Here is a 24,479-nt window from a genome sequence, read left to right on the forward strand (position 1 = left end):
CCCGCCGCGACCAAGCCCGTCGCGATTCCTAACGTCCATAACCAACAGTTGAGTTGAAAGGAACGTTGTCCTCATGACCAGCCCCGAGCCTGTGGCTGACGCGCAGTCCCCCCCATGGTTCGCGTCCCGGCCCGCCCTGTCACCCGTACCGCCCGGCGCTGCGGTCGTTGTCCCCGTGCGCGCGCCCACCGCGACGGCCAACAGCGCGCGCGACGCCGGCACGCCGATCTACGACGGACTCGTGGCGGCTTTCGGAGACCCGTTCAGCCGCCTGGGGCCCACCCGGTCGCGCCTGGCCCGCCCCGCAGCGGGCACCACGGAGCGGTGAACCCTCACAGGCAGTCAGGTAGTTCGCTCGACGCGACCTAACAGGTGCAGGCCGCCTAGGTTCCCCGCTCATGGCTGCCCCTCGCTACATCGACTACATGCCGCTGGACGATATCCGGCCCGCCGAACGCAACCCCAAGGGGCACGACAACGGCGGGCTGGATGCGTCCGTAGATCAGTTCGACTTCACCGAGCCGGGCCTTCTCGACGAGCGCACCGGCCGCCTCGTTGCTGGCCATGGCCGGTACGACGCGCTCGCCCGCCGCCGGAACGCGGGCAAGCCCGCGCCGGACGGCGTCGTGGTCAGTGGTGACGGGACGTGGACCGTCCCGGTGGTGCGCGGCTGGGCATCCCGGGACGACGCACATGCCGAGGCGTACCTGATCGCCTCCAACCACCTGACCACCAAGGGCGGCTGGGACGACGCGGACCTGGCGGACATGCTGAGCGGCCTGGAGGACCTCGACGCTGACCTGTTCGCCGCCACCGGCTTCGACCGCGGGCAGCTCGACGCTCTTCTCGCGGATCTGGAAACCGATGGGGCGGAGGACGAGACCGGCGTTCAGGAGGGGCCGGAAGAGGCGCCGGAAGAGCCCGCCCGTGGTGACCTGCTCGCCCTGGCAGGCGTGACGGTCGGCGAACCCGAGCACCAGGTCGAGAAGGGCCAGGTGTGGGAGCTGGGCGAACACCGCCTCGTGGTCGCCGAGGTCTTCGACGGTTGGCCGGCCTGGTCGCCCCTGCTCATCGAGGACAGCCTCTTCCTGCCCTACCCGACCCCGCTGGCGCCGTTCGCCGACCGTGCGGCGGGGCGGCGGCTGGTGATGGTGCAGCCCGAGCGGTACCTGGCCAGTCACCTCCTCGACAAGTGGGCGCGGATCAGCGGGCAGGAGCCCGTTCTCGTGGACGACGAGTCGTGACGGCGGTCCTGCCGACCGCAGGGGGCACCTTCGACCCGGCCGAGCGGCCGATCTACTTCACGGCCGGCGGAGGGGAGTACAACGCCGGCCCGTACGTGCTGACCGCGGTCAACGAGCTGATGGGCGATGCAGAGGAGCGGCGGTTGCGCGGCCTCCTGGATGCCGGGAACCGAGTGCTCCTGGACTCGGGGATCTTCTGGCTGACCAACCGGCACCGGCGCGCCCACGGGGTGTCGATGGACGAGGCCCTGGCGCTGCCGCCCGAGAACATCGACGGCTTCGAGGAGCTGCGAGAGCGGTACATCTACCTTGCTCGGACATGCGGGGACCGGCTGTGGGGGTACATCGAGCTGGACCAGGGCGGCCTGGTCCACAAGCGTGCGCAGCGTGCCAGCCTCCACGAGCTTGGCCTGTCGCCGATCCCGGTCTACCACCCGCTGGTGGACGGCTGGGACTACTTCGATGAGCTGGCCTCGCAGTACGACCGGATCTGCGTCGGAAACATCGTCCAGGCGTCGGCGCCGGTCAGACTGCGGATCCTGCACACACTCTGGGAGCGCCGCCGCAGTTATCCACACCTGTGGATGCACGCGCTCGGCCTGACCGCCAACGAATGGTGCCTACCCCTCGCGCCGGACTCCTGCGACTCCTCGTCCTGGCTGGCGCCGCTGCGCTGGAACCACCAGCGCATCGAGACCGCCATGCTGCGCCGGGTCGGCAACCTGCCCGCCGGCTTCCGCTACGCCCCCGGCGACACCACCTCCTACGAGGCCGCCGCCCGTATCTGCGCGGATGCCGCCGCCGCCCTCGGGCGCAGCTGGCACCACGCCGCTCACCGCATCGAGGACCTGACCGGTCCGACCCCCGCGCGCACTGACCAGGAAGGGGCGCTGCGATGACCGCCCGCGCCAAGAAGACTGCGGTGAGGAAGACCGGCGGTGGCGCCTTCGACCCGGCCAACCGGCACATCTACTTCGCCGCGGGCGACTCCGAGCACTACCCGTCGTACGTGCTGCTCGCCACCAACGACCTCCTGACCGCCGGCCACGAACGCCGACTGGTCGAGCTGCTGGATGCCGGCCACAAGGTGCTCCTCGACTCGGGGATCTTCTGGCTGACCAACCAGTACAAGCGAGCGAACCCGGGCGTCTCCATGGACGAGGCGCTGCGCCTGGCACCCGAGCAGATCGACGGCTTCGACAACCTGTACACCCGCTACATCGAGCTCGTACAACGCCACGGCGACCGGCTGTGGGGCTACATCGAACTCGACCAGGGCGGCCGCGACAACAAGATCCGAACCCGTGCCCGGCTGGAGGGCGAAGGGCTCGCCCCGATCCCGGTGTACCACCCGCTGGTGGACGGCTGGGAGTACTTCGACGAGCTGGCGCAGCAGTACGACCGGATCTGCTTCGGGAACGTCGTCCAGGCCCCCGCCCCGGTGCGGTTGAGGCTCCTGCACACCCTGTGGGAGCGGCACCGCCGGTATCCCGATCTGTGGGTGCACGTCCTCGGCCTCACGGTCAACGAATGGTGCCTGGCCGTGCCGCCGGACTCCTGCGACTCCTCTACGTGGCTTGGCCCGCTGCGCTGGCCGGACGTGCGGATCGACTCCGCGCTGCTGCGCAAGGTCGGCGTCATCGACCGCGGGTTCAGCTACGACCTCGACCAGCCGGCCCACCCGACACGAGGCCGCACGGCCTGCTGCCTCATGTGCGCGCAGACCGTCGAAGCCACCACCACCGTGTGGAGCCTCGCGCGGACCACCCGGGAGCACCTGCTCGGCCAACAGTCCTACCCGTCCGTCACCGACAAGGAGACACCATGATCACGAGCCCCGGTACGCCGAGCGCGACCGTGTGGGCGGAGGTCCGGCTGCCCGGCTTCCACCACTGGCCGGCCGCTCCCGAGCACCGCGCCTACCTGCGCGCCCGGCACCGCCACCTGTTCCACATCCGCGCCGCCGTCCACGTCGTCCACGACGACCGCGACACCGAGTTCCACGACCTCGCCGACCACATCCGCGCCTGGTGGGGCCCCGGCGACCGCGAGTGCGGACCCGCCTCGTGCGAGACCCTGGCCCGCGCTCTCGCTGAGCACCTGACCGCGATGGGCCTGCGCCTGGACGAGGTGGCCGTCTCCGAGGACGGAGAGGCTGGCGCCGTTGTCCGCCTGCCGAAGGGAGACACGGAGTGAGCGACAGCAACGCCCTCACCGTGCGGCACGCCGTCACCGTGCGGCACAACTTCGAGACCGCCCACAGGCTTCCCCATCTCGCCGGCAAGTGCGAGAACCTGCACGGCCACAGCTGGTGGGCCGACATCACCGTCACCTCACCCAACCTCGCGGCTGGCACCGTCGTGGAGTTCGGAGGGTTCAAGCGGGCCCTGCGCGAGTGGATCGACACCTTCCTCGACCACGGCACCATGCTCGGCCACACCGACCCGCTCGCGCCCATCCTCGCCGGGCACGGCAGCAAGCTCTTCCGGTTCGGCGCGGAAGACCCGACCGAGCAGGAGCAGCACGCCGCCGACCTCGGCTGGCCGAGCGTAGAAGCCGTCGCGGAGCTCCTGAGCAGGGTCGCCACCGACGCCCTGCACACCCTGCCCAGGGCCGCCGGCGCCGTCGTCTCTCACGTGCGTGTGTCCGAGACCGCGGTCAACGCCGCGTCGTGGACGGCGGCGCAGCAGTGAGCGCACTCGTCCTGCCGGCCAGCCTGCCCGTGGTGGAGAAGTTCGGCCCCACGCTGCAGGGCGAAGGGCCGTCCGCAGGCCGCCTGGCCCTGTTCCTGCGCCTGGGCGGCTGCAATCTCACCTGCAGCTGGTGCGACACCCCGTACTCCTGGGACGGCAAAAGGTTCGACCTGCGCAAGGAGATCACCCGCGTGCCGGTGGTCGACCTCGCCGAATGGGCCGCCGAGCACCCGCACGCCATCATCGTGCTGACCGGCGGTGAGACCCTGCTGCACCAGGGCACCGACGCCTGGCGGTCCTGGATGGCCGTGCTGCGCCACACCACCCGCCGCGTCGAGATCGAGACCAACGGCACCATCACGCCGAAGCCGGTAAGCCTCGGGGTGCCGCGGCTGAGCTTCAACGTCTCCCCGAAGCTCGAGAACTCCGGCGTCGCGGAGGACCGGCGGATTATCCCCGATGCTCTGGAGGCGTTCGCGGACCTCAGCCACCGGGACCGGGCCCGGTTCAAGTTCGTGGCCACCGGCCCGGACGACCTCGAGGAGATCGCCGCTTTGGTCGAGCGCTTCCACATCCCCCCGCACGCCGTGTGGGTGATGCCCGAAGGAACGACCGGCGAGCGCACCATCGACGTGGCGCGCTCCCTGGCCGAGCACGTGATCGGCCACAACTGGAACCTGTCGATGCGGCAGCACGTGCTGCTGTGGCCTGGAGAGCGCAACCGATGACAACCACAACTCCCGTTCCCGAAGGCCTGGACCTGGCCGCCGCCGCGGCGCACGCCGCCGGCCTGCTCTCTGCCCTCGGCATCCCGTGCGACAGCGAGTCCACCATCGACACGCCTCGCCGCATGGCGAAGGCCTTGGCCGAGCTGACTGCCGGCGTACACCTCGATCCGGCCCGGCACCTGAAGGTGACCTTCTCGCCCGAGGATGAGCGGCCCGGCATCATCGCCGCCGTCCAGGTGCCGTTCGTGGCGCTGTGCGAGCACCACGTCCTGCCGTTCCCCGGCCGGGCCACGGTCGCCTACCTGCCCAGGCCCGGCGCCCGGATCGTGGGCCTGTCGAAGCTGGCCCGCCTCGCCCAGGAGTACGCCGCCCGTCCGCAGGTGCAGGAGCGCCTCGGCCGGCAGGTGGTGGAAGCCCTCGACTCCCACCTGGACGTCCAGGGCGCAGCGTGCCTGATCCGCTCCCAGCACGCCTGCATGACCCTGCGCGGCGCTCGGGCACACGATGCGGCCATGGTCACCACCCACCTCACCGGGTTGCTGGACACCGACCCTGCCCGCCGCGCTGAGGTGCTCGCCCTGATGCCGACACCGTCCTGACAGAGCAGGGAACTTGTGCCCAAGGTGCGCGGTGTCGGTGGAGGATCGCAGAGCCAGGTCGGGACCGCGAATCCCGGCCGCCTACCGGTCAAGGAGACCAACGATGTTGCTGACTGTCCCCCTTGAGGTGCCTGCAGATGTGCTGCGAGTCTCGACCCTCCGGGCCAGGCTCCTGCAGATGCCTGCTGACGCCGTGGTCGTCGCCGAGCGTGCCACCGACGACGGGTCCGGCTGGGCCGTCGTCGGCTGGCCGGTCCAGGCCCACGTCCGCGACGAGACCGGCCGCCGAGTCTGTGTGGTCGGCCTGCCGCAGGTGAACACCGCCGAGGACGTCATGAGCGCTTCCATGCTGTGGGGGCGGCTCGTCGCACTGCCGGACGACGCCCTGGTGGTCACGGTGTGGGAGACCGAGGACGGCTCCCGGCAGACCACCCTCGGCGGGCCGGTGGAGGACCTGACGATGGACGAGAACGGCAACCCGGCAGCCGTGGTCACTCTGCCCCCGATGGTCAGTGGCGCGACGGGCTACGCGTACGACGAGTTCGTCTACAACCTCGGCTGGGAGTAGCAGCGTCGCGGGCTGCGCGCGGCACCAGACGGTGCTGCGCGCAGCCCGCCGTGCTAGACGGCCCATCAGAACCACAAGGTGCAATGCGTAGCACCGCCGACGATGTTGGACCGGCACGCCCTCACGACGTACGGGAAGGAGTCGTTGAAGACACCGGTGTAGGAACTGCCGTTCACCGGCCGCTTGCCTAGCTCCGACTCAGCTACGTGAGCGCCGCCGTCCCTGGACCGCTCAATCCAGACCTCGCTTCCGCCGCTACCTCCAGTCGCGAGCGCCCATGCGCAGCGGGTTTGTGGGTGAAAGCGGAGCTCCACGGCGTAGCTGACAACGGGGTCGGACCACGTCGCCGCCGGGACGGGCGTGTAGAACTCGCCTTTCGCCGCGTACTGGGCCGCCTGATCCCTGCTGCCGTCCGTGCACGGTGAGATGTTCTGGGCATTCGTTGCCCAAACTGCAGCGTGGCCTGGGGCGTAGAGGACGACGTTCGCGTCGTCCTGAACCTGAAGTACGGTGCCGGCGTGGCCTCCCGTGCCAGTGGCCCAAATAGCAACGTGGCCCGGGGCATAGACGACGAGATTTCCGTCGCTTTGCATTTGGGTCACGGAGCCTGAATGTCCGCCGGTTCCGCTCGCCCAGAACGGCTTGTTTCCGGGGGCGGCATACTCGACCAGGTTCCCGTCTGCCTGCTGTGTGATCCGGTAGAGGTGATTCGGGGACCAGACAGACTCGCCGGGGTAGAGCGTGGTTCCGGGGTTGAGCTGGAGCGTGTAGTCCGTTGCTCCGGCGGGCTGAATTTGCCCACCCAACAGCGCAAGGGCACCCAGTGCAACAAGTCCAGCTCGGCGCATGAGATTCCAGGCGGTTCGGGTCGATCGTTGGCTCATTGCGCACCTCGGGTCGGTTGGATATGGCTGCATGCCGTGGGAGGCAGGTGGTCAATCCTGCGTTTCCGTGTGCTGAATTCATAGGGCCTGTCAGGGGTGAACTGGGGGGTATCGAGGCGCAGTTGAGTCTGGTGTGCTCGGCGGCGCGCGCCCTTCTGGCCGCAGGAGCCATCCCCTGTGCAGCGGGCTCTGCGGCGGCTCCACGTGACCTGGAGTGCCTCAGAGCGCCCTTGACCTGGTTGCCGACGTACCGTCCCCACTGTGGATACCCCTCGTCCTGGCCGCCGTGGCCGCCGCCCAGCCCTCGAACCGGAGGTGGAGAAGAGGCTGCTCGATGCGGTGCGCGCCGGCGTTCCGGTGAGCGATGCGGCGCCGATGGCTGGCGTGCACGCCAGCACGGTGTACCGGTGGCTGGAGCGCGGGGATCAGGAGCAGCAGCGTATCGAGGCGGGGCAGCGGGCGAAGTCGGGGGAGCGGCAGTTTCGCGAGTTTCGCGACAGGTTCATGCGCGCGCGTAGCGAGGGCAAGGCGCAGCTGGTGCTGCTGGTGCGGAAGGCGGCGCAGGGCGGGCACGTGCTGCGGGAGCGGACCCGTGTGGTGCGTGATCCCGACAGCGGCCAGCAGGTCGTGCAGACGGAGCGGGACTTCGCGCAGCCGGACTGGAGGGCCGCGCAGTTCCTGCTGGCGTGCCTGGCGCCGGAGACGTTCGGCCGCGCGGCGCAGGCCCGTATCGAGCTGGCGCCGGCGGGTGGGGGTGAGCTGCCGGCGGCGAGCGGGGCGGGTGAGGACATCGACCGGCTGGCGGCCCGGCTGGCGCAGATCCGCGAGGAGTTCGCCACGGAGCTGGAGGAGGACGCGCAGGTTGTCGAGGCCGAGCTCGTCGAAGGCCCGGAGTCCTGAATTCCCAAGTCTGGTGCCATATCAGACTGTTGTCCGCCTTTGCTCTGGCTGGTGAGTGTGGGGGACGTCGGGCCAACGGGGCCTGGGGGGTGGAGGGCCGAGATGGCCAGCAAGGACGTGATGGTCGGCCGCATGGTGGCCGAGGCAGCGGAGCGGGTGGAGTGGGAGATGCAGACCGCAGACCGCATCCTGCGCCGCATAGGACTCGGGCTACTGCCCCAGCAGGCGATCGAGGGCGGCGCCATGATCGCCGCCGGGTCTGCCGGTGACTTGGGCGTGCACGAGATCAGGAACATGACGACCCTCTCGGCGATGTGGAGGCTGTGGGGCCGGGAGAAGTGCGTGTATGCCGTGCACCCCGACATGGGGTCCGAGCTCCAGAGCTACGCGGTCGGCACGATGGCCGGAGGTGTGTTCCGGCGGCTGAGGCGACCAAACAACCCAATGCTCGTCCTCGCCGAGCCGTGGCCGTGCGTGGCGCTGGACGGCGGGCCTGGCCTGCTGCTGGCCGTGATGCTGTGCGGACGGGTGCAGGACAGCACTTTGCTGTGCCACACCACCGATCCGCGCATGGGCGAGCTGGCCGCCGTGGCGGTGGTCGAGTACCGGAGCGAGGAACGGGGTGCGGTCGGGCTGGAGTACCTGTACTGCTCCATCCCGACAGACACCGAGGCGCGGTTCACCGTGCAAGACCTGGCACTGCGCAACGCGCGGAAGGTTGGACGCGAGGAGCCGACGGAGTGTGAGGTGAGCTTCGTCGGGCACGTTCTGCGGCTCGCCATGTATCTCTGCTCGTCCAAGGCGGACATTCAGGAGGCCTCCCAGGTCAGGTCGAAGGGCGCGGGCAGGGGCAAGAGCGCCAAACGTGACCAGCAGCGCTCCTGGAAGAAGCCTGACCAGTTCCTGCGGTTGGGGTGGCGGTTGGGCCCTGCCCTCAAGGCAGCCCGCGTCCGGGCCCAGGAGGCCCGTCAGGGCCCCAGGCCGGCGCCTACGGGGAGCGGCGGACGGGGCGGCTGGCGACTGCCCCCTCATCAGCGCAGCGGGCACCTGAAGACGGTGTGGCGCGGCCCGGGCCGCACCGTCGCGGACTCCGCGCTGGTCGAGCCCTACTGGGTATCGGAAGACCTGCTCGACGCTCAGGGGATGGCCCCGGAGGGCGTCGTCCGTTCCGTGCGCTGAGCCCTGTTGTCCGCCCCGGGCAGCGGTGGGGACTGTGGTGGCACCCGTCCGCGCACGGGTCCCGGGCCCGCTACCGGCAGGGCCGGGGCACGTTGTTCAGGACCTGGTTCCGCCAGGCCCGGCCGCTGCGCTGGGGTCCTGCGCGAGCGCGGCCAGCCAGTTGCCAGCCCCTCGCGACGGGGCGCCTTGGAGGAGAACATGTCGAAGACCACTCTGCCTGACCTGCCGCCTGGTCTCGCTGCCCGGCCGGTTGACCTGCGTCGTGGCCTGCCGATCCCCGCCGTCAACGAGCGGCCAGATGGCACGGCCGACTTCGTGTCGATCAACGGGCAGACCGCCATGTACCTCGCCATCAAGGGGTGCTGCGCGCTGTGGCCCGGCGGATGAGCGGGCACGTCGCGTTCCTCGGCGGGCCCGGGTCGGCCGAGGCCGGCGGCTACACGGACCCGCCGATGCACGAGGCCTGCGCGGAAGCTGCCCTGACGCTGTGCCCGCACATCGCCCGCCAGCACGCCCGCCGCGCCAGCGAGCGGCGCGTCCCGGAGGGCACCACCGTGCCCGCGGGCTTCGCCGAAGCCAAGCCGGAAGAGTGGGTGATGGTCCTGACGGCCGGCTACAGGACCGGCCTTGTGCCGGCCGAGGGCGGCGGCGTGGTGCCGATCTTCCTGCCCGCCGAGTACGTGCGGAAGCGCCGATTCGGCTACGAGGGCGGGGTGTTGGTCGAGAGGGTCGACAGCTGACGGCGCGACCTTAACGGCGGTTGCCGCATAGCGTCCCGGCGCATCAACCACCCCCACATGGGAGGACATCGTGCCGACCAACCACATGAGCGACCGCCGGGCCGCCCTCGCGCGGGAGGTGGGCCGGTGAAGCTCGTCTCCCGCGCCGAGTGGGGCGCAGCGGCGCCCACCGGCTCCTACGCCCGCATCACCTCCACGCGAGGCGTGAAGATCCACTACGAGGGGTCTGCCGTGCCCGGTGGTCTGCTGGGCGACCACGGCTGGTGCGCCGGCCACGTCCGCGACATCCAGCGCGCCCACCTCGACGACCCGAACGAGGACTGGATCGACATCGCCTACTCGTTCGTCGTGTGCCCTCACGGGTACGTTCACGAGGGGCGCGGCCTCGGTCGCAGGAACGGGGCGAACGGCAACTCGACGCTGAACGCCGGCCATTACGCGGTGTGCGCGATGGTGGGCACCTCCGGCATCACCTCGCCGACTAACGAGATGCTGGGCGGCCTGGTCGACGCCATCGAGTACTGCCGCGGCGAGGGCGGCGTCGGCGGCGAGGTGCGCGGCCACCGCGACGGCTACGCCACCACGTGCCCCGGCGACGAGCTGTACGGCTGGATCCAGCGCGGCGCACCCCGACCCGCAGGGGGCGGCGGCGAGCAGCCGGCGCCGCAGCCCTCCGGTGACGGCGCCGGCATCTACACGGTGCAGCCGGGCGACACTCTCAGCGCGCTCGCCGGGAGGTTCGAAACGAGCGTGACGCAGCTCATCACCCTCAACGGCATCTCCGACCCCGACCTCCAGGCCGGCCAGCAGCTCCAGATTCCGGCCCCACCGTTCCCGGGCCGCGAGCACTTCGTCCTGGGCGCGCACAGCCCGTACGCCAAGCAGCTGCAGACCTGGCTCCAGGCCGGTGAGTGGGGGCCGCCGTACCGGGTCGGGCCGAGCGAGGACATGGAGCCGCTCGACCTCCAGAAGGTGCAGGCGCTCCAGGAGCGCTACGTCGGCGATCTGGGGCCGGCAGACGGGCTGACGGGGCCGGTGACCTGGCTGTACGCCTACCAGACCGCTCACGGCCTGCGCGGCCGGTAGGACCCGTCAACTCGCCTTCGGGGTGGGCGCTTTGAGTGCCCATCCCGAACCTAAAGTTACCTAGGTCTGGTTATTTGACTGAAGTCTGTTCTGTGCGAGGCTGGTCCTGCCAGCCGGGGAACGCGAAGCCCCGGCCCAACGCACAGGGAGTACAGCCCCATGACCGACACCCCCGCCACCGAGGCCAACGCTCAGAGCGAGACCGGCACCCGCCCGGCCACCAAGCGCCTCGACAAGCGGACCGTGGTCGCCCTCGGCCTCGCCGCCGCCGGGTTCGTCGCCGGTTCCGTCGTGATGGGCCGCCCGGCCGCCACCCCCGCCCCGAGCGCCCAGCCCATCCCGACCAACCTCGTCCCGACCCTGACGGCCGCCCCGGCCCAGCTCAACACCGAGGCCCCGACCTTCCCGGCCCTGCCGACCCAGGTCCCGGCGGCCCCGGCCCTGGCCCCGGCCGCCCCGGCGCTGCCGATGGCGCCCGCCATCCCGGCCCCGGGCCTCACCCCCGCCCCAGCCGTCGTCACCCAGACGGCCGAGCAGCCCGCCCCCGTCCCGACCGTCACCGTGACGGTCACCCACGTGCAGACCGCCCCGTCCCCGGTGGCGCCCGCCCCGACCGGCGCCCCGACGATCTGCGCACCCAACCCGTCGCCCACCACGACCGTGAGCCCGGCCCCCGCGCCGAGCCCGTCGGCCACCTCCAGCCCCTCGCCCACCGCGACCAGCCTCCCGCCCCTGGTGCCTGGCCGCCCGACCCCCGGCCACTGACCGGAACCTGACCGGCCCCGCCCCCGGGCGGGGCCGGTCAGGCCGCACCACAGGAAGGAACCCGCCATGCGCAGCCCCGCTCTGTTCGTCGGCTCTCTCCTCGCCGGACTGGTGCTCGGCACCATCAGCGGCGCCGCCGTGGCGCGCACCGCCGACGCCCCCAGCCAGCCGCCCACAATCCCGGCATCGCAGCCCGCCCAGCCCGGCTGCGCCACTCCTCCCGGCCCGGCCAAGCCGGTCGTCACCCCGCCCCTGCCCGCGCCCAGCCCGGCCCCGGCGCCCGTGCCGCAGCTGGCCGTGTAGCGGCGCACCCCACACCCCGGGCCGGGCGCCGTGACGACGACACCGGCGCCCGGCCCGGCACCACGCCCCACTCACCCAACCCAGGACAGGAACGCGCAAATGAAGATCAACAAGAACACCCTCATCGACCGCCTCGCCCCCCAGCTCGGAGGCCGGCGCGCCGCTACCGCCGCCCTCGAGGCGGTGCTGGACACCATCGTTCGCGCCGTCGTCGCCGGTGACACGGTCTCCGTTACCGGCTTCGGTGCCTTCGAGCCGGTCGAGCATGCCAGCCGCCTCGCCCGCAACCCCCAGACCGGCGAGAGGATGAAGGTCCCGGCCCGCCGGGTGCCCCGCTTCCGCCCGCACGAGCGATTCAAGGACCTCGCGGACAGCCGCCGCGCGCTCCCGGAGAGCGGCAGCTCCATCCGCAAGGACCCGAAGGGCACCCACACCAGGGCGCTGGCGCCGGTCCAGGACGCGGCGTGAGCCGAGATCTAGCGGACCGCCTGTCCGTCTTCGTCGAGCAGTTCCAACCCGCCCCGCCGACGCCCTACGTACTGCGCCGCGACGTTGACGTGTCCGGGGTCTCTGGCGCCGGGACGGTGGCCGAGGGTTGCTACTTCTCGACGGCCGCCGGCTCCGGCGCGGTCACCCGATGGCGCGGCGATCGAGGCTCGACCGTCAGCTGGGACCGGGGGCAGGACGTTGAGGCGATCCACGGGCACGGCGGGGCGACCCGCGTCGTCGTCCTGCCGGTCCCGGCGATGCTCGCGGCCTTGTCCTCGGTCGTCTCCCTCGGCGAGCAACGCGGGCAGGACCAGCGGTCGGACGGCTGGAACGAGGCGCTGCGAACAGTGCGCGAGCTGATCGACGCAGCGCTCGGGCCCCACATGGAAGGCTGCGCGCCGCCTTCCGAAGGACACGGCTGATGCGACGGTGCGGCGGCCGCCCGACGGCTGCCGCGCCGCGCCGCCGCAGGTCGTAACCCCCGGGGCGGCCCACCCAACTTCAGGCGACAGGACAACACCATGGCCGGCATCAGAGTCCGCTACAACGGCAGCAAGACCGAGCTACACGGGCAGATCCTCACCGCCTACACCGGCGACGACTGCGACCACGGCCGCGACAACTTCGGCCGAGCGGAAGGCTGCTGGACAGTCCACCGAGCCGGCGTGCTCGTCCTCGATCACGTGGGGACGAGCAGCATCACCCAGCTCGCCCCTGACGGTGAGCCGCTGCACCGCGACGCCCAGGACGGCGACTGGACGTACGTGACCGGCATCGGTGAGGCCCGTTCGCCTACGCCGAGTACGGGCGCGCGACCGTCTGGGTGCACTACTACGACTTCAACGCTATCGGTGGCGGATCTCCGCGGCCAGGCTCCGCCGCGACCACGACACCGCCAAGCGCTCCCGCTACAGCACCCCGCAGGAGCTCCACGACTGGCGGCTGCGCATGGCCCTGGACGGGCTGCGCGTCTACCACGACCAGCCGGACAGCAGCGCCTTCGAGTCCGAGGCCGACACCCTGGAGCGGCTGACCCAGCAACAAGAACTCGCCGAATCCGCCTCGTGACGGCACCACCACACCGACCTGCCAATCGGAACCCAACCCTGGAGAGACGCCGTGAGGGTCTTCTACAGCGCCCAGTACCTCGACTACAGCAACCGGCTCGCCCTGCTCAGCATCGGCCTGGTCCGCGAGGACGGTGGAACGTACTACGCGGTCAACAGAGGCCTGCCCGCCCGCCATGTCCTCTTGGACCCGTCGCTGCGGACTGCCGCCTGGCCGCACCTGCCGACACGCGGTGACCACCTGCTCGACCGCAGCCACCCGGACGTCAAGGTGTGCAGCCGCATCGCCGCAGAGGTCGCCGACTTCCTCGCGGCCGTGCCTGACGTCGAACTCTGGTCGTGGCGCGGAGCCCACGCTCATGTCCTCCTCTGCCAGCTGTTCGGCACGGAGCTGGATCTGCCGGACGCGGTCCCGGACTGGACCAACGACCTGCGGCAGGAGGCGCACCGCCTCGGCGTGGATCCGGACGAACTGCCCGACCAGCAGACCCGTCGACACCACGCCCTGGACGACGCCCGGCATCTGCTGATCCTCGCCCGGTGCCTGGATGCAGCCGCAGTCACAGATGCCGCTGAGCTGGCCGGCCACGCGGCCGGACGGGGCTGGTGACCCGTGACCATGCAGACGTTGATCGGCCGCATCCGCAAGGGCCCGGAGCTCCACCGGATACCCGGCAGCCCCGTCCAGAACGTCACGTTCACCCTCGAACAGCGCCCCGCCCTCGCCGAGCGCGGCAAGCGCCGCGCGGCTGCCGGGCCGTTGCTCCTGCGGTGCGTCGCCTGGCGAGGCATGGCCCAGCTGATCGCCGACACCTTCCGGGCGGGTGACCGAGTGATCGTGATCGGTGCCCTGCGGGAGCGCTCCGGGCGCGCCGCCGGCTCCGCCCCTCACCCGTCGATCGAACTCGAGGTGTCCGACATCGGGGCGCTGCTTCACGAGGGGATGCCGTTCCTGCGTGTGGTGACCGCCGGGGGCGAGGCGGACTAGTTGGTGGTTGGCGGTGCGACCATTGCTCGCACCGCCCTTCGGTCGACTGATAGACATGACGTCGTACCCCGTCCGGGCAGCCGGACCATCACGCGAGGAGCATCATGAGCGGCAGGAAGCTGAGCACGGAGCTGACCAGCGCCGCCAAAGCCCTCCAGGAGGCGGTCAAGGCCCTGAAGGCTGCCGGCCTCACCCCCATCGAGATGCTGGAGGCACTGCGCGAGCCTCTGGCCGCGGTCGACTCGACACTGACCGACATGCGCAAGCTGCGCCGCGAGGCCGTCGTGGGTGCCTACCCGGACCGCACCCGCACCGTCTACGAGCTGTCCGAGGCGTCGGGCCTGGAGTCCGCCCTGATCACCCGCTACGCGAAGGAAGCCGGCCTGGAGCTGCGCAACCGCAAGCGCGGCTAGCGCGGCAGATCACCCTGGAGGTTGATGTGGAAGGCTTCCTTGGCTGCCTGCCACGCTCCAAGAATGTCGCGCCGACCGCCAACGCGTATCCGTGCGTCGAGGATCAGCAGACCGACCAGGCTTTCGTTGTGTGTGCCGGGGTCGGTCTCGGCCAACCGGCGGGCAACCGCGATCGCTTCCTCGATGGCGTGTGTTGCCTGCTTCCACTGCTTCAGCTTGATCAGGTTTTGGCCGAGGTTGGTCAGGGATGGGACCAGGCGTGGCTCGTAAGTGGCGGGCTCTACCCGGGCCAGCCGCCGGTAGGCGTCGACAGCCTGCTGCTGCGGTTCCAGCGCTTCCCGCCACTGTCTCATCTGGTGCAAGGTGGCGCCGTAGTTGAAGAGCGACCATGCTAAGCGCGGCTCGTGGTCGGGATCGGTTTGGACCAGCCGTCGGCAGAGCTCGGCGGCTTGGCGTTGTGGTTCGAGTGCGTCCTGGAGATGGCCCGCTTCTGCGAGGATGGCACCGAGATTGAACAGTGCATTCATCAGGTCGGGTTCGAAGGTGATGGGGGCGTCGTCGGCGAGCCGACGGTAGATCTGTACAGCCTCCGCAAGGACGTGAGCGGCTTCCGTTCGACGATCATGCCTTGCCAGGGTGAGCCCCAGGTTGTACAGCGATGCCGCGAGCTCGGGTTCGTGTGCGGCGGGGAGTTCCCGGGCCAGCCGTCGGCTGAGGTCCGCCACCTCCTGTGCGACCCGCAGTGCCTCTTCCGGCCGCCCCATCCTGGCCAGGTAGCCATTGAGGTTGGACAATGACGTGGCGAGCCCGGGTTCGTGTGCGGCGGGGAGTTCCCGGGCCAGCCGTCGGTGGAGCTCCGCCGCCTCCTGTGCGACCCGCAGTGCCTCCTCTCGCCGCCCCGCCTCGAACAGGGCAGTGCCCAGGTTGGACAACGACTCCGCCAGGTCCGGCTCGTGCGCGGCTGGGGTCATCAGGGCCAGTCGCCGTCGGATCTCCACCGCCTGCTGATGAACCTCGAGCGCATCACCCCAGCGCCTCGCCTCTGCCAGCAGGCCACCGAGGCTGGATAGGGATGCGGCCAGGCGGGGTTCGTGGGCGGCCGGGTTGGTTCGGGCCAGCCTCCGCCAGGTGTTCAGTGCTTCTTCCGCTGCTCGGATTGCTTCTTCCCGCTCCCCGACCTCCCACAGGGTGAGACCGAGATTCATCAGTGACGTCGCGAGGTCGGGTTCGTGGGCGGCCGGGGTCGTTCGGGCGAGTCGCCGTCGGATCTCCACCGCCTGCTGATGAGCCGCAGCCGCCTCCCGCCGACGTCCCATTTCCGATAGATCGGCACCGAGGCTGGACAACGATGAGGCCAGGCCGGGTTCGTGGATGGCGGGGTCTGCCCGTGCGAGCCGCCGCCAGAGTTCCACCGCCTCCTGCACGGTCCGCAGGGCCTCCTCCCGCCGCCCCACGTCCGACATAACGCGAGCGAGGTTTGGGAGCGCCGTGGCGAGACGGGCTTCATGGGCGGCCGGGTCTGCCCGTGCGAGCCGCCGCCAGAGCTCCACCGCCTCTTCGGCGGGTCGCAGGGCCTCCTCCCGCCGCCCCACTTCCAAGAGGCGGCCGCAGCAGTTGGACAGTGCCCGTGCCAGGTGGGGTTCGTGGGCGGTGGGGTCTGCTTGGGCCAGCTGCCGCCAGACGCCTAGCGCCTCTTCGGCGGGCCGCAGGGCCTCTTCCCGCCGCCCCACCTTCGACAGGGCGACGCCGAGGCTGGTTAAGGAATCGGCGAGGTCGGGTTCGTGGGTGGCCGGGTTTGCCTGTACCAGGCGCCGGAAGATCGCCACCTGCTTTTCGGTGGCTTCCAGCGCCTGGTCGTAGAGTCCGGCGTTGTGCTGGCGCGCCGCGAGGACCAGATACAGACGGGCGTGCTCGGCGAGGTCGTCGGTGGTTGCCAAGCAGTGGCGGATGAGGCGGGCGGTCAGGGCTGCCATGCCGGCGTCGAGGTCGGTGTGCCGCGAGGGGGGAAACCGGGCCTCGATGGCTTCCAGGAGTTCCATAGGGAGGTCGTCGAGGGCGGCGAGGGACGTGAGGGCTGCGCTGCCGGCGTCCAGCGCGAGTTGGGGATCCCTGTCGAGGAGGGGGTAGAGGTGCCTGGGGGCGACGTGCTTCCAGCGTTCGGACGCGGCAGCGAGGAAGGTGATCGCACGGGGAGTCCAGAGCGCCGATGAGTCCTCGCCGTCGCGGGTGAGCAGGGCGGTCGTCGTGGGGCTGGCCCAGGTCTGCGCGGGGTAGTCGGAGGTGTGGCCGGGGAGGGTAAGGGCGAGGAAGTCTTCGGCGAGCCGGTCGGGGTACAGGGGCTCGAGGACTGACTGCTCGTCGAGGCTGGCTGGCGGATAGCAGATCGCGTGGTCGGCGATGACCTGCTCGGGGGAGGGGCGAAGCCGGAGAGTGATGAGGAGTTCCTTGCCTGCGGCGAGCCGGAGCGGGCCGGTGAGGGCGGCCGTGAAGACCGTTCGGTTCATGACACCGGGTGGGGTGAGGTAGGTCCGCTCGGTGGGGTCGAGTTCGTGGGTTCCATCGCCGTAGAGACGGCCCCAGTGCGCGTGTTCGCGGTCAAGGAGGTAGATGGTGAGGCCGGCCATGTCGCTCGGTGGTTGGCGACCGTGGACATGGGCGTCCACGGCGACGAGCGCGGCCATGTGCACGGCCAGGGTGAGGCCGAAGTCGCGGCCGGCCATCGGACCGGGGGGTGCGATGCCCGCTGGCGTACTGACGCCGTAGCGGGTAGCGAAGCTGTCGCGTGCGGCTTCGAACATCTCGGCCCGACGCCCCGATTCGTCTGATGGCAGCGGCTCCAGGAACTGGGTGGAGATACCTGCCTGCTGGTTGATCAGGCCAGCTCGAAGCGCGGGCCAGGGGTCGACGGTTCGGGCTAGCAGCAGGACCCGGGCGGGGACGGCCGACTGGTGGAGCATGGCGTTGCTCAGCAGCCAGGTCAGATGGGTCGGTGGCCAGCGGTCGGCATAGTCGACGATCACCAGTACACCTGCGAACCCGTCCAGGCGCATGTCCTGGCTGCCGGGTTCGGGTATGACGCTGCCAGGGCCGTGGGTGGCCGTGACGACCTTCCAGCCTTCGGCTGCCGATTCCGCCGCGAACTGCGCAGCGAGACGGCTCTTACCCTGCCCACCCGGTCCGTGCAGCCACCGCGCCGCCAGCCGCGGGCCGCTCTCGCGCCACGTGCGCAGCTGGCTAAGCTCGTCCGCGCGACCGGTGAAGCCGACCACGGCGAAGCGGGAGTTCAGCATCCGGCTCGGCTGCTCCTGGAGCCAACTCGCATCGGTCTCCGGCGCCGGCCTCCAGTTCTCCAGCAGGTACAGCGGTAGCCCGTCGCCGAACACGTGGATGTCGGCGTTGACGGCGCCGTAGGCGAAGCCGCTCTCCGCCCGTACCACCTGCTGTGGACCGTACGGCTCCCGCGAGCCCTCCGGCTTACCTGTCTGCAGACTCATTGGTATCCGCTCTCGCGTCATCGGCAGTCGTGGCAGGGCCTGTGGTCGGCCGTGGCCGCGCGGGGTTGGAGGAGTTGTGGATGTGGACGCCGCTGCCGGGCCCCATCGTCCCGACAGTGATTCCGCCCAGACCGACGATGTTCATCACCCAGTTCTCCTGGGCTTGAGGCAGCTGGGGCTGGATCCTGTCTAGCAGCGTCTGCAACTCCTGGGCCGCTTCCGGGTGTTGGCTCAGGAAGTCCTCCATCTGGAGCTGCCAGAGCGGAGTGACGCTCCGGCGGGCGCTCTCGGGATCCGCCGTGCGCAGTACCAGGGCGGCGTTCTGGTCGAGTTGGGCGGCGATGGCGGCCTGCTCGACCGCCCCTCGACGGCGGAACAGGCCGGTGACACCGGTGCGCGTGGTCTCCCATGCGCTGGTGGCCATGGCTCCCACGATGGTCGTCGCCGCCGTCATGGCCAGGGTTGCTATCGTCGGGTCCACAGGTGAGTGCTCCCTTGGTTCGTCGGAGACGCTTCGAGGTGTCGTCACCCAGTCTCGCCGTGCGCGGACCGTGTGAGTCGGGTCGGTCCGGACGCGATCGGCCGGGTCGAGGCCGAGCATGAGCGCGTAACATGCGTTCGGACAGCTTCCCGAAACCGCAGGCCCCGGCCGCCGGCCGGTCAGCCGACCGATCCACCCACGGGCCCGGACGTTCTGCCCTCGCACCGGCACATCATGCCGCCCCGCGAAGATCAATACCCGCGGAACCGGCGAGACCGTCCCTGAATTGAGACCGGCTCCGGAGGTTGGGCGCCAGCACGGGCCGGACGACGCTGTCCCCGTCGATCCCGTGCAGCAGGCGCTGCGCCGCCGCATAGTCGGCGACGACCGTCTCCGGCAGCCGCTGCACGCCGTCCCACCGCAACATCAGCCGTGGTTCCTCCGGCTGGACGTGCGGAGCGCCTCGCTGCCCTCCAGCCGCACCACCTTCAAGGCGCCCACCGGGCGGCGGGACGCGTCCCGCCGAGCCATCCACGACTCCAGCGGCTCCTCATCCACCAGCCGGACTCCCTTCCTGCAGCGCGCCAGGGTGAAGCGCGCGGAGCATCGGCTCAGTGGCCGGTCGCCGCGCTGGCGGCGCTCCGCGAGGACCCCGCCGAGTGTGTCAGCCGACGAGCCGTCAGGCCAAAGCGATCCGGGCCTGACGCTCTGCGGCGGCTCCCCCGCCCCATCTTCCTCAGCTTCTCCAGGATGCCTGCTGCGAGCCGAATTTGGGTGTGCCCAAGGGCGCCCCCGGCATCTAGACTTGAGTCAAGAAAGCGGACGGAAGTCCGAAAGGTTGCCAGTCCGGGCCGCGAACCCGGACCACACCGCACAGGAGAGACCAATGCGACAGAGCGACGTCATCACCGGCCGCGCCGACCTCGGCGCCATCGACAACACCACCGGCGAGGCCGCCTTCTACTCCCACCGCCAGCCCGCGTGGCATGGCCTCGGCACGGTGACCGAGGAGGCTAAGACCAGCGAGGAGGTCCTGCACCTCGCCAAGCTGAACTGGCTGGTCGAGAAGCGCCCGCTGCTCTCCATGCACAAGGGCAAGCTCGGCAAGAAGATCCCCAACCGCTTCGGCACCTTCCGCGACGACACCGGCGACTGGCTTGGCGGCCTCGTCGGCAACACCTGGACCCCCATCCAGAACCGCGACGCCTTCGCCTTCCTGGACGAGCTGGTCGGCGGCGGCCACGTCACCTACGAGACCGCCGGGGCCCTCGACGGCGGCCGGGTCGTCTTCATGTCCACGCAGTCCCCGAGCATCACCCTCGACCCCGAGGGCGCAGCCGACCGCATCGACCTCTACACCCTGTTCGCCAACAGCCACGACGGCCGCGCCGCCGCCGTCGCCGTCGAGACCCCCATCCGGGCCGTCTGCACCAACACCCTCGACCTCGCCATCGGGGAGGCCGACCGCGTCTGGAAGATCCGCCACACCAAGGACGCGCTCACCGACCTGGAGGAGGCCCGCAAGGCCCTCGACTTCACCGAGCGGTACGCGGCCGCCTTCGAGGCAGAGGCCACCCAGCTGTTCCAGACCGCGATGACCAACCAGGAGTTCGACAAGCTGATCGCCCAGCTGTGGACGCCCCCGGCGGAGGGCGCCCGCAAGCACCTGGTCACGGCCCACGAGGAGCGGCGCGACCGCCTGCACCACCTGTTCCGGGAGGCCGACACCCAGGACAACATCCGGGGCACCCGCTGGGCCGCCCTGCAGGCCGTTGTCGAGTTCGACGACTTCTTCCGCAACGTCAAGGTCCCCGAGGAGCTGACCGAGCAGCAGCACCGCAACAACCTGGCGATGACCACCCTGCTGGCCGACCAGAAGAACGACCTCAAGGACCTCGCCAAGAGCCTGCTGCTCGCGGCCTGACCCGTCAAGCGCGGCGGGGGGCACCAGCCCCCGCCGCTCCCTCGCGGGCCAAGTGCCCATCACCCGACGCGCCGCCGCCCGGGCGCTGCTCCTCCTCGCGCCGGCGGCCCCGATTGCTCGCCGAAACCGACGACGCAAACGCCCCAACTGGTCTGATCTGACCGGGCTTTGGGTGTGCCCAAGCCCCATCCCAGAAAATAGACTTAGGTCAAGAAAGTAGGCGCAAGAAAACGCGCTCGCATGGTTGCCAGTCCGGGCCGCGAACCCGGACCTACCGAGACAGGAACACCATGACCGACCAGCTCCAGACGGTTGGACCTAAGAGCCGACCCGCCCTCCTCGCGGCCAGGTTGCCGGGCCTTTTCGGGTACTTCCCCGACAACTGCTTCGTTCTGTGCGGCACCGATCAGGTCACGGACGAGATCATCGGCATGGTCAGCACCGAGCTGCCTGCCGACCCCACCGAATGGCGGTGGACCGTGGACGAAAGCCTGCAGTTCCTGCTGAGCTCCACCGCCGCCCACGACATCCAGCTCAACTGCGTCGTCGGCTTCATCTGCCCGGACCCCGCGATCCCCGGCTACGGCGCCGAGTCCCGCAGCACGCACCAGCCCCTCACCACGTACCTGCAGGAAGCGTGCCTCGAACAGGGAGTGCATCTGCGGGACAGCCTGTACGTCACGCGCACGCTGTGGTGGTCGGCGCTCTGCACGCGCCCCGAGTGCTGCCCGACCGAGGGCAAGCCGATTCCCTCCGGCGCCGACGCCGATCGCGGGCCCGGCGCGCCGTACCCGCACCGGGCGGACGTGCTGGCCGACCTCGCGCCGGCCACGGGCCCGGACGCCACCCGGTTCAGCGACGCCATCGACCGCGCCACGGTCGCCCTGCACCGGAAGATCCACGCCGAGGGCAACCAGGGAGTCGTGGACGACGGACTCGACCTGATCGCCTCCACCGTCCGCAGCCTCATGGACCCTGCCACCCGCGCCGACATGGACGATGACCTCGCGGCGCAGCTGGTGCTGCTGCTCCAGTACAGCGATGTCCGCAACCGTGCCATGCACTACGTCAAGCCCGAAGAGGTGGACGCCGTGCGGAGCCTGTGGCGCACCCTGGCCCGCTTCCCCGTCGAGCCGTACGACGAGTACCGGGCCACCCCGCTTGCCCTGTACGGCCTGACCGCCTGGGCGCAAGGAGAGCACGGCGTCGCCTGCATCGCCATCCAGACGGCTGACGGCATCGAGCCCGACAACCGTCTCGTCGCCCTGCTGTCCAGGTTGATCGGCGTCGAGCCCGACTTCGAACCCGTTCGCACCTCGCTGCTGGACCACCGCGCCGGTTGCCACGCGGCCGCCTGAGCCGGGTCCGGTGGGCCGCCCGGCCAGCGCGCCGGGCGGCCCACCGGCACCGACCACGACCGCACCCCACGACCGCGAGGAACCTCCGACCGTGATCGAGATGTTCGACTTCAACTCCCACGACCCGGCACAGGCCGCCGAGGCCTTGCCATCCCTGATCGGCTAACGGCCGGACAACAGCCTGGTGGCCTTCATCTACGACGAGACCGCCCAGCACCCCTATGGCACCACGCGGGTCGAGATGCCCACAGACCCCGCTGACTGGTCGGAAGCCGCCCAGATGCTCGTCCACGGCGCGCTGCGCCTGATGGAGCGCTCCGACGACGCCCCCAACAGCGTGCTGCTCTACCTCTGCCCCGACCCCGGCGAATCGACGTCTCGGCCTTCCTGGACGGCACGGTCGACGCCAACGACCGCGGGGAGCTCGCGCGCGCCGTCCAGGAGCTGCGCAAGCGACTGGATGCCCCGCAGCCGCCGAACGCCTGGGCAGCCGGCCACTACGGCTTCCCCAAGCCCTGACCCACCGTCACCCCACCGAGCGGGCCTGCCTGCCCCCGGTACGGGGAACACTGGCGCTCGTCGAACGGCCTCCGGAGCATCGGTCCACGCTTCGAGGTGAGCTGAGGCGGAGACCGTATGGGGTTAGTCGTGTAGAAGTCCTAGCAGGGCTCCCTGGCCGGCCTGGAGGATGTGGGCGGCCTCCAGCGGGATCCAGAAGCACTCGAAGTGAGTGGGATTCTGCTCGCCATCGTGATCCTCCTGGCTCATCCACCGCTCGGGGGTCGGCTCGGTGAGCTCCAGATGGAAGACGTGCCGGTGCTGGATCTCGAACCGGTACGGGCTGATGTCGTAGTCGGTCTCGCCGAGCTTGCGCACGATCTTGAAGTCGGTCAGGCCGGTCTCCTCGCGGGCCTCGCGCAGGGCGGCGGCCTCGGGGGTCTCCCCGGGCCGGATGCTGCCGGCGGGTACCTGGATGCCGACCTCCTCGTAGCTGTAGTCGGTGTGCCGGAACACAAGCAGCCGCCCGTCGCGCACGACGTAGACGAGCACCTTGTCCTTGGCGACCTTCTCGGGCATGGATGAGCCTCTCGCTTGGGGAAGGCGGTTGTGGCCGAACGCCGATTCGGGTCGGACCGGGTCACCACACCCGGTCGGATGCTGACCGTTCTGATCTCCGGGAACCAACGAGTCTATATAGCCTGACCGATCGTCAGGGGCCGCTGCTGAGAAGCTAGAACGCCTGATCAACTGTTCTTGCGTGAGATTGGGCTCGCTCCCGGCGGGCGCGCGGCAGTACCCCGCTCCTGCTGGCCAGCCCGCAGCCAGCCCAGCATCAAGTCCGGGGCAGCGCGTCTGCGACCTGGGCATCATCGGCAGCACGGTCGCCAGTGTGCGGCCAAGACCATCCGCGCTGGTGTACCGCAGAGCTCAAGCTCGTAGGGGTGGCCCGCGCGAAGCGAGGTCGAAGAGTGCCCGACGTTGGGAGAAGGCAGCCGCTGATTCAGGGTGCTGGACAACGATTTGCCAGGCGGTCGAGGCAATCCGGGGTGGGCGAGAGCGGATGCCACTGCCATCCAACATGTGAACTGTGCAAATGTTCCATATAGTGCGAATTCGGATGGTCTTTAGACTCTTCGTCGACTACTGGATGTGATCACGGAAGGGGCTGTTATGTCTGACAGTAACGAGCCCATTCACGCCCGACTTGCTGCTCTAGCAACGGCCCGCGCCCACCGCCAGATCGTCGACCTTGGTTGCGGAACCGGACCCACGCTCCAGGCGGTGAGCCGGGTTGCGCCCGACGCATCACTCATCGGTATCGACCGCTCGGCGGAATCCTTGCGCCAAATGCGGAGCGTGCTGAGGGGGCACCGCGGGGCGACGATTCCACTCGTTGCTGATTTGTGTGATCCAGTGCCGTGCACAGACGAGAGTGCGGATGTGGTCCTCTCGTACAACACCGTCGAGTGCCTGCCGGACCCGCAGCAGTTGCTGATCGAAGTCGCGCGGGTCCTGCGGCCGGGCGGCCGGGCGATTATCGCGCACGTCGACTTCGACTCGCTGGTTATCGCCGGCGCGGACGCCGATCTGGACCGGCGGGTCTGCCACGCCTTCGCGGACGATGTGCAGAGCTGGATGGATCACGCGGACGGCCGGATCGGCCGCAAGCTCGGAATGCTTCTCGCCCGGAGTCCACTGAGGCTGGTCAGCGTGGAACCGTTGCTGGTGTGGTCGACGGAGTGCTCGGGGCACGCGAAGGACAGGGTTGACCAAATCCGTAGGGCGCTGTTGTCCGCATCCAGGCACAGGCCGGGTTCGGTCAGCCCCGCCGAGGTTGAGGAGTGGTATGCCGCGGTGTGCGAGGCGGATCGCGTGGGCGGGTTCTTATTCTGCGAGCTGGCGTTCATTGCTGTGGCGGAGCGCCCGCAGACGGCTGACGGTGAGGCTACGCCGCACCGTGAGGGCGGCTCGGTGCCCGAGCGCGATAGCCGGGAAGCCGATCGTCCCCTTACGGCTTGATCGGCGCGTCTACGGCACAGGGCGGTGCCCGAGGACGCTGGTGGCGAAGGAGCAGA

The 24,479-nt window shown here is 70.1% G+C and carries 28 protein-coding genes and 1 pseudogene; 24 read left to right on the forward strand and 5 right to left on the reverse strand.

Features of this window, described 5'->3' with window-relative positions; translation table 11 throughout:
• The first annotated feature begins 398 nt into the window (after positions 1–398).
• The 8 genes from OG871_RS27685 to OG871_RS27720 all read left to right on the forward strand — a co-directional run bounded on the left by OG871_RS27685 (position 399) and on the right by OG871_RS27720 (position 5,832).
• Positions 399–1,244: a hypothetical protein gene (locus OG871_RS27685; RefSeq protein WP_371500330.1), complete on the forward strand. Its 846-nt coding sequence runs from the start codon at positions 399–401 to the stop codon at positions 1,242–1,244.
• Positions 1,241–2,143, forward strand: coding sequence for a hypothetical protein (locus OG871_RS27690; RefSeq protein WP_371500332.1), 903 nt, complete (start codon positions 1,241–1,243; stop codon positions 2,141–2,143). Before OG871_RS27685 ends, OG871_RS27690 begins: the two co-directional genes overlap by 4 nt.
• Entirely contained in the window at positions 2,140–3,072 is a 933-nt protein-coding gene (locus OG871_RS27695) for a hypothetical protein (RefSeq protein WP_371500333.1), read from the forward strand. Before OG871_RS27690 ends, OG871_RS27695 begins: the two co-directional genes overlap by 4 nt.
• Positions 3,069–3,440, forward strand: a complete 372-nt coding sequence (locus OG871_RS27700) for a hypothetical protein (protein ID WP_371500335.1) — start codon at positions 3,069–3,071, stop codon at positions 3,438–3,440. The genes OG871_RS27695 and OG871_RS27700 overlap by 4 nt, the downstream gene beginning before the upstream one ends.
• Complete coding sequence (locus OG871_RS27705) at positions 3,437–3,937, forward strand: 6-pyruvoyl tetrahydropterin synthase family protein (RefSeq protein ID WP_371500337.1); 501 nt, start codon at positions 3,437–3,439, stop codon at positions 3,935–3,937. The genes OG871_RS27700 and OG871_RS27705 overlap by 4 nt, the downstream gene beginning before the upstream one ends.
• Positions 3,934–4,665, forward strand: a complete 732-nt coding sequence (locus tag OG871_RS27710) for a 7-carboxy-7-deazaguanine synthase QueE (RefSeq protein ID WP_371500338.1) — start codon at positions 3,934–3,936, stop codon at positions 4,663–4,665. The genes OG871_RS27705 and OG871_RS27710 overlap by 4 nt, the downstream gene beginning before the upstream one ends.
• A complete protein-coding gene (folE, locus tag OG871_RS27715) occupies positions 4,662–5,264 on the forward strand; it encodes a GTP cyclohydrolase I (RefSeq protein WP_371500340.1) in 603 nt (200 codons plus the stop codon). Before OG871_RS27710 ends, folE begins: the two co-directional genes overlap by 4 nt.
• A 178-nt stretch (positions 5,265–5,442) precedes the next feature.
• Positions 5,443–5,832 carry a hypothetical protein gene (locus tag OG871_RS27720; protein WP_371500341.1) on the forward strand — a complete coding sequence of 130 codons (390 nt, stop codon included), beginning with the start codon at positions 5,443–5,445 and terminating at the stop codon, positions 5,830–5,832.
• 65 nt (positions 5,833–5,897) lie between these two features.
• Here OG871_RS27720 and OG871_RS27725 read toward each other — a convergent pair whose 3' ends face one another.
• Positions 5,898–6,716 (reverse strand): hypothetical protein, encoded by an 819-nt coding sequence (locus tag OG871_RS27725; protein ID WP_371500343.1) that lies wholly within the window; start codon positions 6,714–6,716, stop codon positions 5,898–5,900.
• A 315-nt stretch (positions 6,717–7,031) separates the two neighbouring features.
• Between OG871_RS27725 and OG871_RS27730 the strand changes: the two genes are divergently transcribed.
• The 13 genes from OG871_RS27730 (at position 7,032) to OG871_RS27790 (ending at position 14,646) form a co-directional block, all read left to right on the forward strand.
• Positions 7,032–7,616, forward strand: coding sequence for a hypothetical protein (locus OG871_RS27730; protein WP_371500345.1), 585 nt, complete (start codon positions 7,032–7,034; stop codon positions 7,614–7,616).
• Positions 7,617–7,718: 102 nt separating this feature from the next.
• Entirely contained in the window at positions 7,719–8,795 is a 1,077-nt protein-coding gene (locus tag OG871_RS27735) for a hypothetical protein (protein WP_371500347.1), read from the forward strand.
• Between the two features lie 198 nt (positions 8,796–8,993).
• Complete coding sequence (locus OG871_RS27740) at positions 8,994–9,182, forward strand: hypothetical protein (RefSeq protein ID WP_371500348.1); 189 nt, start codon at positions 8,994–8,996, stop codon at positions 9,180–9,182.
• On the forward strand, positions 9,179–9,535 hold the full coding sequence (locus tag OG871_RS27745) for a hypothetical protein (RefSeq protein WP_371500349.1): 357 nt from the start codon (positions 9,179–9,181) through the stop codon (positions 9,533–9,535). The genes OG871_RS27740 and OG871_RS27745 overlap by 4 nt, the downstream gene beginning before the upstream one ends.
• Positions 9,536–9,661: 126 nt before the next feature.
• Complete coding sequence (locus OG871_RS27750; protein ID WP_371500351.1) at positions 9,662–10,621, forward strand: LysM peptidoglycan-binding domain-containing protein; 960 nt, start codon at positions 9,662–9,664, stop codon at positions 10,619–10,621.
• A 159-nt stretch (positions 10,622–10,780) separates the two neighbouring features.
• A complete protein-coding gene (locus OG871_RS27755; RefSeq protein ID WP_371500353.1) occupies positions 10,781–11,386 on the forward strand; it encodes a hypothetical protein in 606 nt (201 codons plus the stop codon).
• Between the two features lie 66 nt (positions 11,387–11,452).
• Positions 11,453–11,689: a hypothetical protein gene (locus OG871_RS27760; protein WP_371500355.1), complete on the forward strand. Its 237-nt coding sequence runs from the start codon at positions 11,453–11,455 to the stop codon at positions 11,687–11,689.
• 99 nt (positions 11,690–11,788) lie between these two features.
• Complete coding sequence (locus OG871_RS27765) at positions 11,789–12,157, forward strand: HU family DNA-binding protein (RefSeq protein ID WP_371500356.1); 369 nt, start codon at positions 11,789–11,791, stop codon at positions 12,155–12,157.
• A complete protein-coding gene (locus OG871_RS27770) occupies positions 12,154–12,600 on the forward strand; it encodes a hypothetical protein (protein WP_371500357.1) in 447 nt (148 codons plus the stop codon). The genes OG871_RS27765 and OG871_RS27770 overlap by 4 nt, the downstream gene beginning before the upstream one ends.
• A 355-nt stretch (positions 12,601–12,955) precedes the next feature.
• Positions 12,956–13,246, forward strand: coding sequence for a hypothetical protein (locus tag OG871_RS27775; protein ID WP_371500359.1), 291 nt, complete (start codon positions 12,956–12,958; stop codon positions 13,244–13,246).
• 51 nt (positions 13,247–13,297) lie between these two features.
• On the forward strand, positions 13,298–13,855 hold the full coding sequence (locus OG871_RS27780) for a hypothetical protein (RefSeq protein WP_371500361.1): 558 nt from the start codon (positions 13,298–13,300) through the stop codon (positions 13,853–13,855).
• A gap of 9 nt (positions 13,856–13,864) precedes the next feature.
• Complete coding sequence (locus OG871_RS27785) at positions 13,865–14,233, forward strand: single-stranded DNA-binding protein (protein ID WP_371500363.1); 369 nt, start codon at positions 13,865–13,867, stop codon at positions 14,231–14,233.
• 104 nt (positions 14,234–14,337) lie between these two features.
• Positions 14,338–14,646, forward strand: coding sequence for a hypothetical protein (locus OG871_RS27790; protein ID WP_371500365.1), 309 nt, complete (start codon positions 14,338–14,340; stop codon positions 14,644–14,646).
• On the opposite strand, the gene OG871_RS27795 is transcribed toward OG871_RS27790, so the two are convergent.
• The 3 genes and pseudogenes from OG871_RS27795 to OG871_RS27805 form a co-directional block, all read right to left on the reverse strand.
• On the reverse strand, positions 14,643–18,140 hold the full coding sequence (locus OG871_RS27795) for a tetratricopeptide repeat protein (RefSeq protein ID WP_371500366.1): 3,498 nt from the start codon (positions 18,138–18,140) through the stop codon (positions 14,643–14,645). The two genes, OG871_RS27790 and OG871_RS27795, sit on opposite strands and share 4 nt — an antisense overlap.
• Positions 18,121–18,621: a hypothetical protein gene (locus tag OG871_RS27800; protein ID WP_371500368.1), complete on the reverse strand. Its 501-nt coding sequence runs from the start codon at positions 18,619–18,621 to the stop codon at positions 18,121–18,123. Before OG871_RS27800 ends, OG871_RS27795 begins: the two co-directional genes overlap by 20 nt.
• A gap of 232 nt (positions 18,622–18,853) precedes the next feature.
• Positions 18,854–19,152: pseudogene (locus OG871_RS27805) on the reverse strand (DUF6087 family protein).
• Positions 19,153–19,507: 355 nt separating this feature from the next.
• Here OG871_RS27805 and OG871_RS27810 point away from each other — a divergent pair.
• Both OG871_RS27810 and OG871_RS27815 read left to right on the forward strand, forming a co-directional pair.
• Complete coding sequence (locus OG871_RS27810) at positions 19,508–20,545, forward strand: DUF932 domain-containing protein (RefSeq protein ID WP_371500370.1); 1,038 nt, start codon at positions 19,508–19,510, stop codon at positions 20,543–20,545.
• Positions 20,546–20,835: 290 nt separating this feature from the next.
• Positions 20,836–21,903 carry a DUF4192 domain-containing protein gene (locus OG871_RS27815; protein ID WP_371500371.1) on the forward strand — a complete coding sequence of 356 codons (1,068 nt, stop codon included), beginning with the start codon at positions 20,836–20,838 and terminating at the stop codon, positions 21,901–21,903.
• Positions 21,904–22,545: 642 nt separating this feature from the next.
• On the opposite strand, the gene OG871_RS27820 is transcribed toward OG871_RS27815, so the two are convergent.
• On the reverse strand, positions 22,546–22,980 hold the full coding sequence (locus OG871_RS27820; RefSeq protein ID WP_371500373.1) for an NUDIX domain-containing protein: 435 nt from the start codon (positions 22,978–22,980) through the stop codon (positions 22,546–22,548).
• Between the two features lie 594 nt (positions 22,981–23,574).
• Here OG871_RS27820 and OG871_RS27825 point away from each other — a divergent pair.
• Positions 23,575–24,423, forward strand: a complete 849-nt coding sequence (locus tag OG871_RS27825) for a methyltransferase domain-containing protein (protein WP_371500375.1) — start codon at positions 23,575–23,577, stop codon at positions 24,421–24,423.
• Positions 24,424–24,479: the final 56 nt, after the last annotated feature.

It is taken from the genome of Kitasatospora sp. NBC_00374, assembly GCF_041434935.1.
Classification (GTDB): domain Bacteria; phylum Actinomycetota; class Actinomycetes; order Streptomycetales; family Streptomycetaceae; genus Kitasatospora.

Coding starts and splice junctions, on each gene's coding strand:
- OG871_RS27685 (WP_371500330.1), top strand. CDS start 399: ATGGCTGCCCCTCGCTACATCGACTACATGCCGCTGGACGATATCCGG.
- OG871_RS27695 (WP_371500333.1), top strand. CDS start 2,140: ATGACCGCCCGCGCCAAGAAGACTGCGGTGAGGAAGACCGGCGGTGGC.
- OG871_RS27700 (WP_371500335.1), top strand. CDS start 3,069: ATGATCACGAGCCCCGGTACGCCGAGCGCGACCGTGTGGGCGGAGGTC.
- folE (WP_371500340.1), top strand. CDS start 4,662: ATGACAACCACAACTCCCGTTCCCGAAGGCCTGGACCTGGCCGCCGCC.
- OG871_RS27720 (WP_371500341.1), top strand. CDS start 5,443: ATGCCTGCTGACGCCGTGGTCGTCGCCGAGCGTGCCACCGACGACGGG.
- OG871_RS27725 (WP_371500343.1), bottom strand. CDS start 6,716: ATGAGCCAACGATCGACCCGAACCGCCTGGAATCTCATGCGCCGAGCT.
- OG871_RS27735 (WP_371500347.1), top strand. CDS start 7,719: ATGGCCAGCAAGGACGTGATGGTCGGCCGCATGGTGGCCGAGGCAGCG.
- OG871_RS27740 (WP_371500348.1), top strand. CDS start 8,994: ATGTCGAAGACCACTCTGCCTGACCTGCCGCCTGGTCTCGCTGCCCGG.
- OG871_RS27745 (WP_371500349.1), top strand. CDS start 9,179: ATGAGCGGGCACGTCGCGTTCCTCGGCGGGCCCGGGTCGGCCGAGGCC.
- OG871_RS27755 (WP_371500353.1), top strand. CDS start 10,781: ATGACCGACACCCCCGCCACCGAGGCCAACGCTCAGAGCGAGACCGGC.
- OG871_RS27760 (WP_371500355.1), top strand. CDS start 11,453: ATGCGCAGCCCCGCTCTGTTCGTCGGCTCTCTCCTCGCCGGACTGGTG.
- OG871_RS27765 (WP_371500356.1), top strand. CDS start 11,789: ATGAAGATCAACAAGAACACCCTCATCGACCGCCTCGCCCCCCAGCTC.
- OG871_RS27785 (WP_371500363.1), top strand. CDS start 13,865: ATGCAGACGTTGATCGGCCGCATCCGCAAGGGCCCGGAGCTCCACCGG.
- OG871_RS27790 (WP_371500365.1), top strand. CDS start 14,338: ATGAGCGGCAGGAAGCTGAGCACGGAGCTGACCAGCGCCGCCAAAGCC.
- OG871_RS27795 (WP_371500366.1), bottom strand. CDS start 18,140: ATGAGTCTGCAGACAGGTAAGCCGGAGGGCTCGCGGGAGCCGTACGGT.
- OG871_RS27810 (WP_371500370.1), top strand. CDS start 19,508: ATGCGACAGAGCGACGTCATCACCGGCCGCGCCGACCTCGGCGCCATC.
- OG871_RS27815 (WP_371500371.1), top strand. CDS start 20,836: ATGACCGACCAGCTCCAGACGGTTGGACCTAAGAGCCGACCCGCCCTC.
- OG871_RS27820 (WP_371500373.1), bottom strand. CDS start 22,980: ATGCCCGAGAAGGTCGCCAAGGACAAGGTGCTCGTCTACGTCGTGCGC.
- OG871_RS27825 (WP_371500375.1), top strand. CDS start 23,575: ATGTCTGACAGTAACGAGCCCATTCACGCCCGACTTGCTGCTCTAGCA.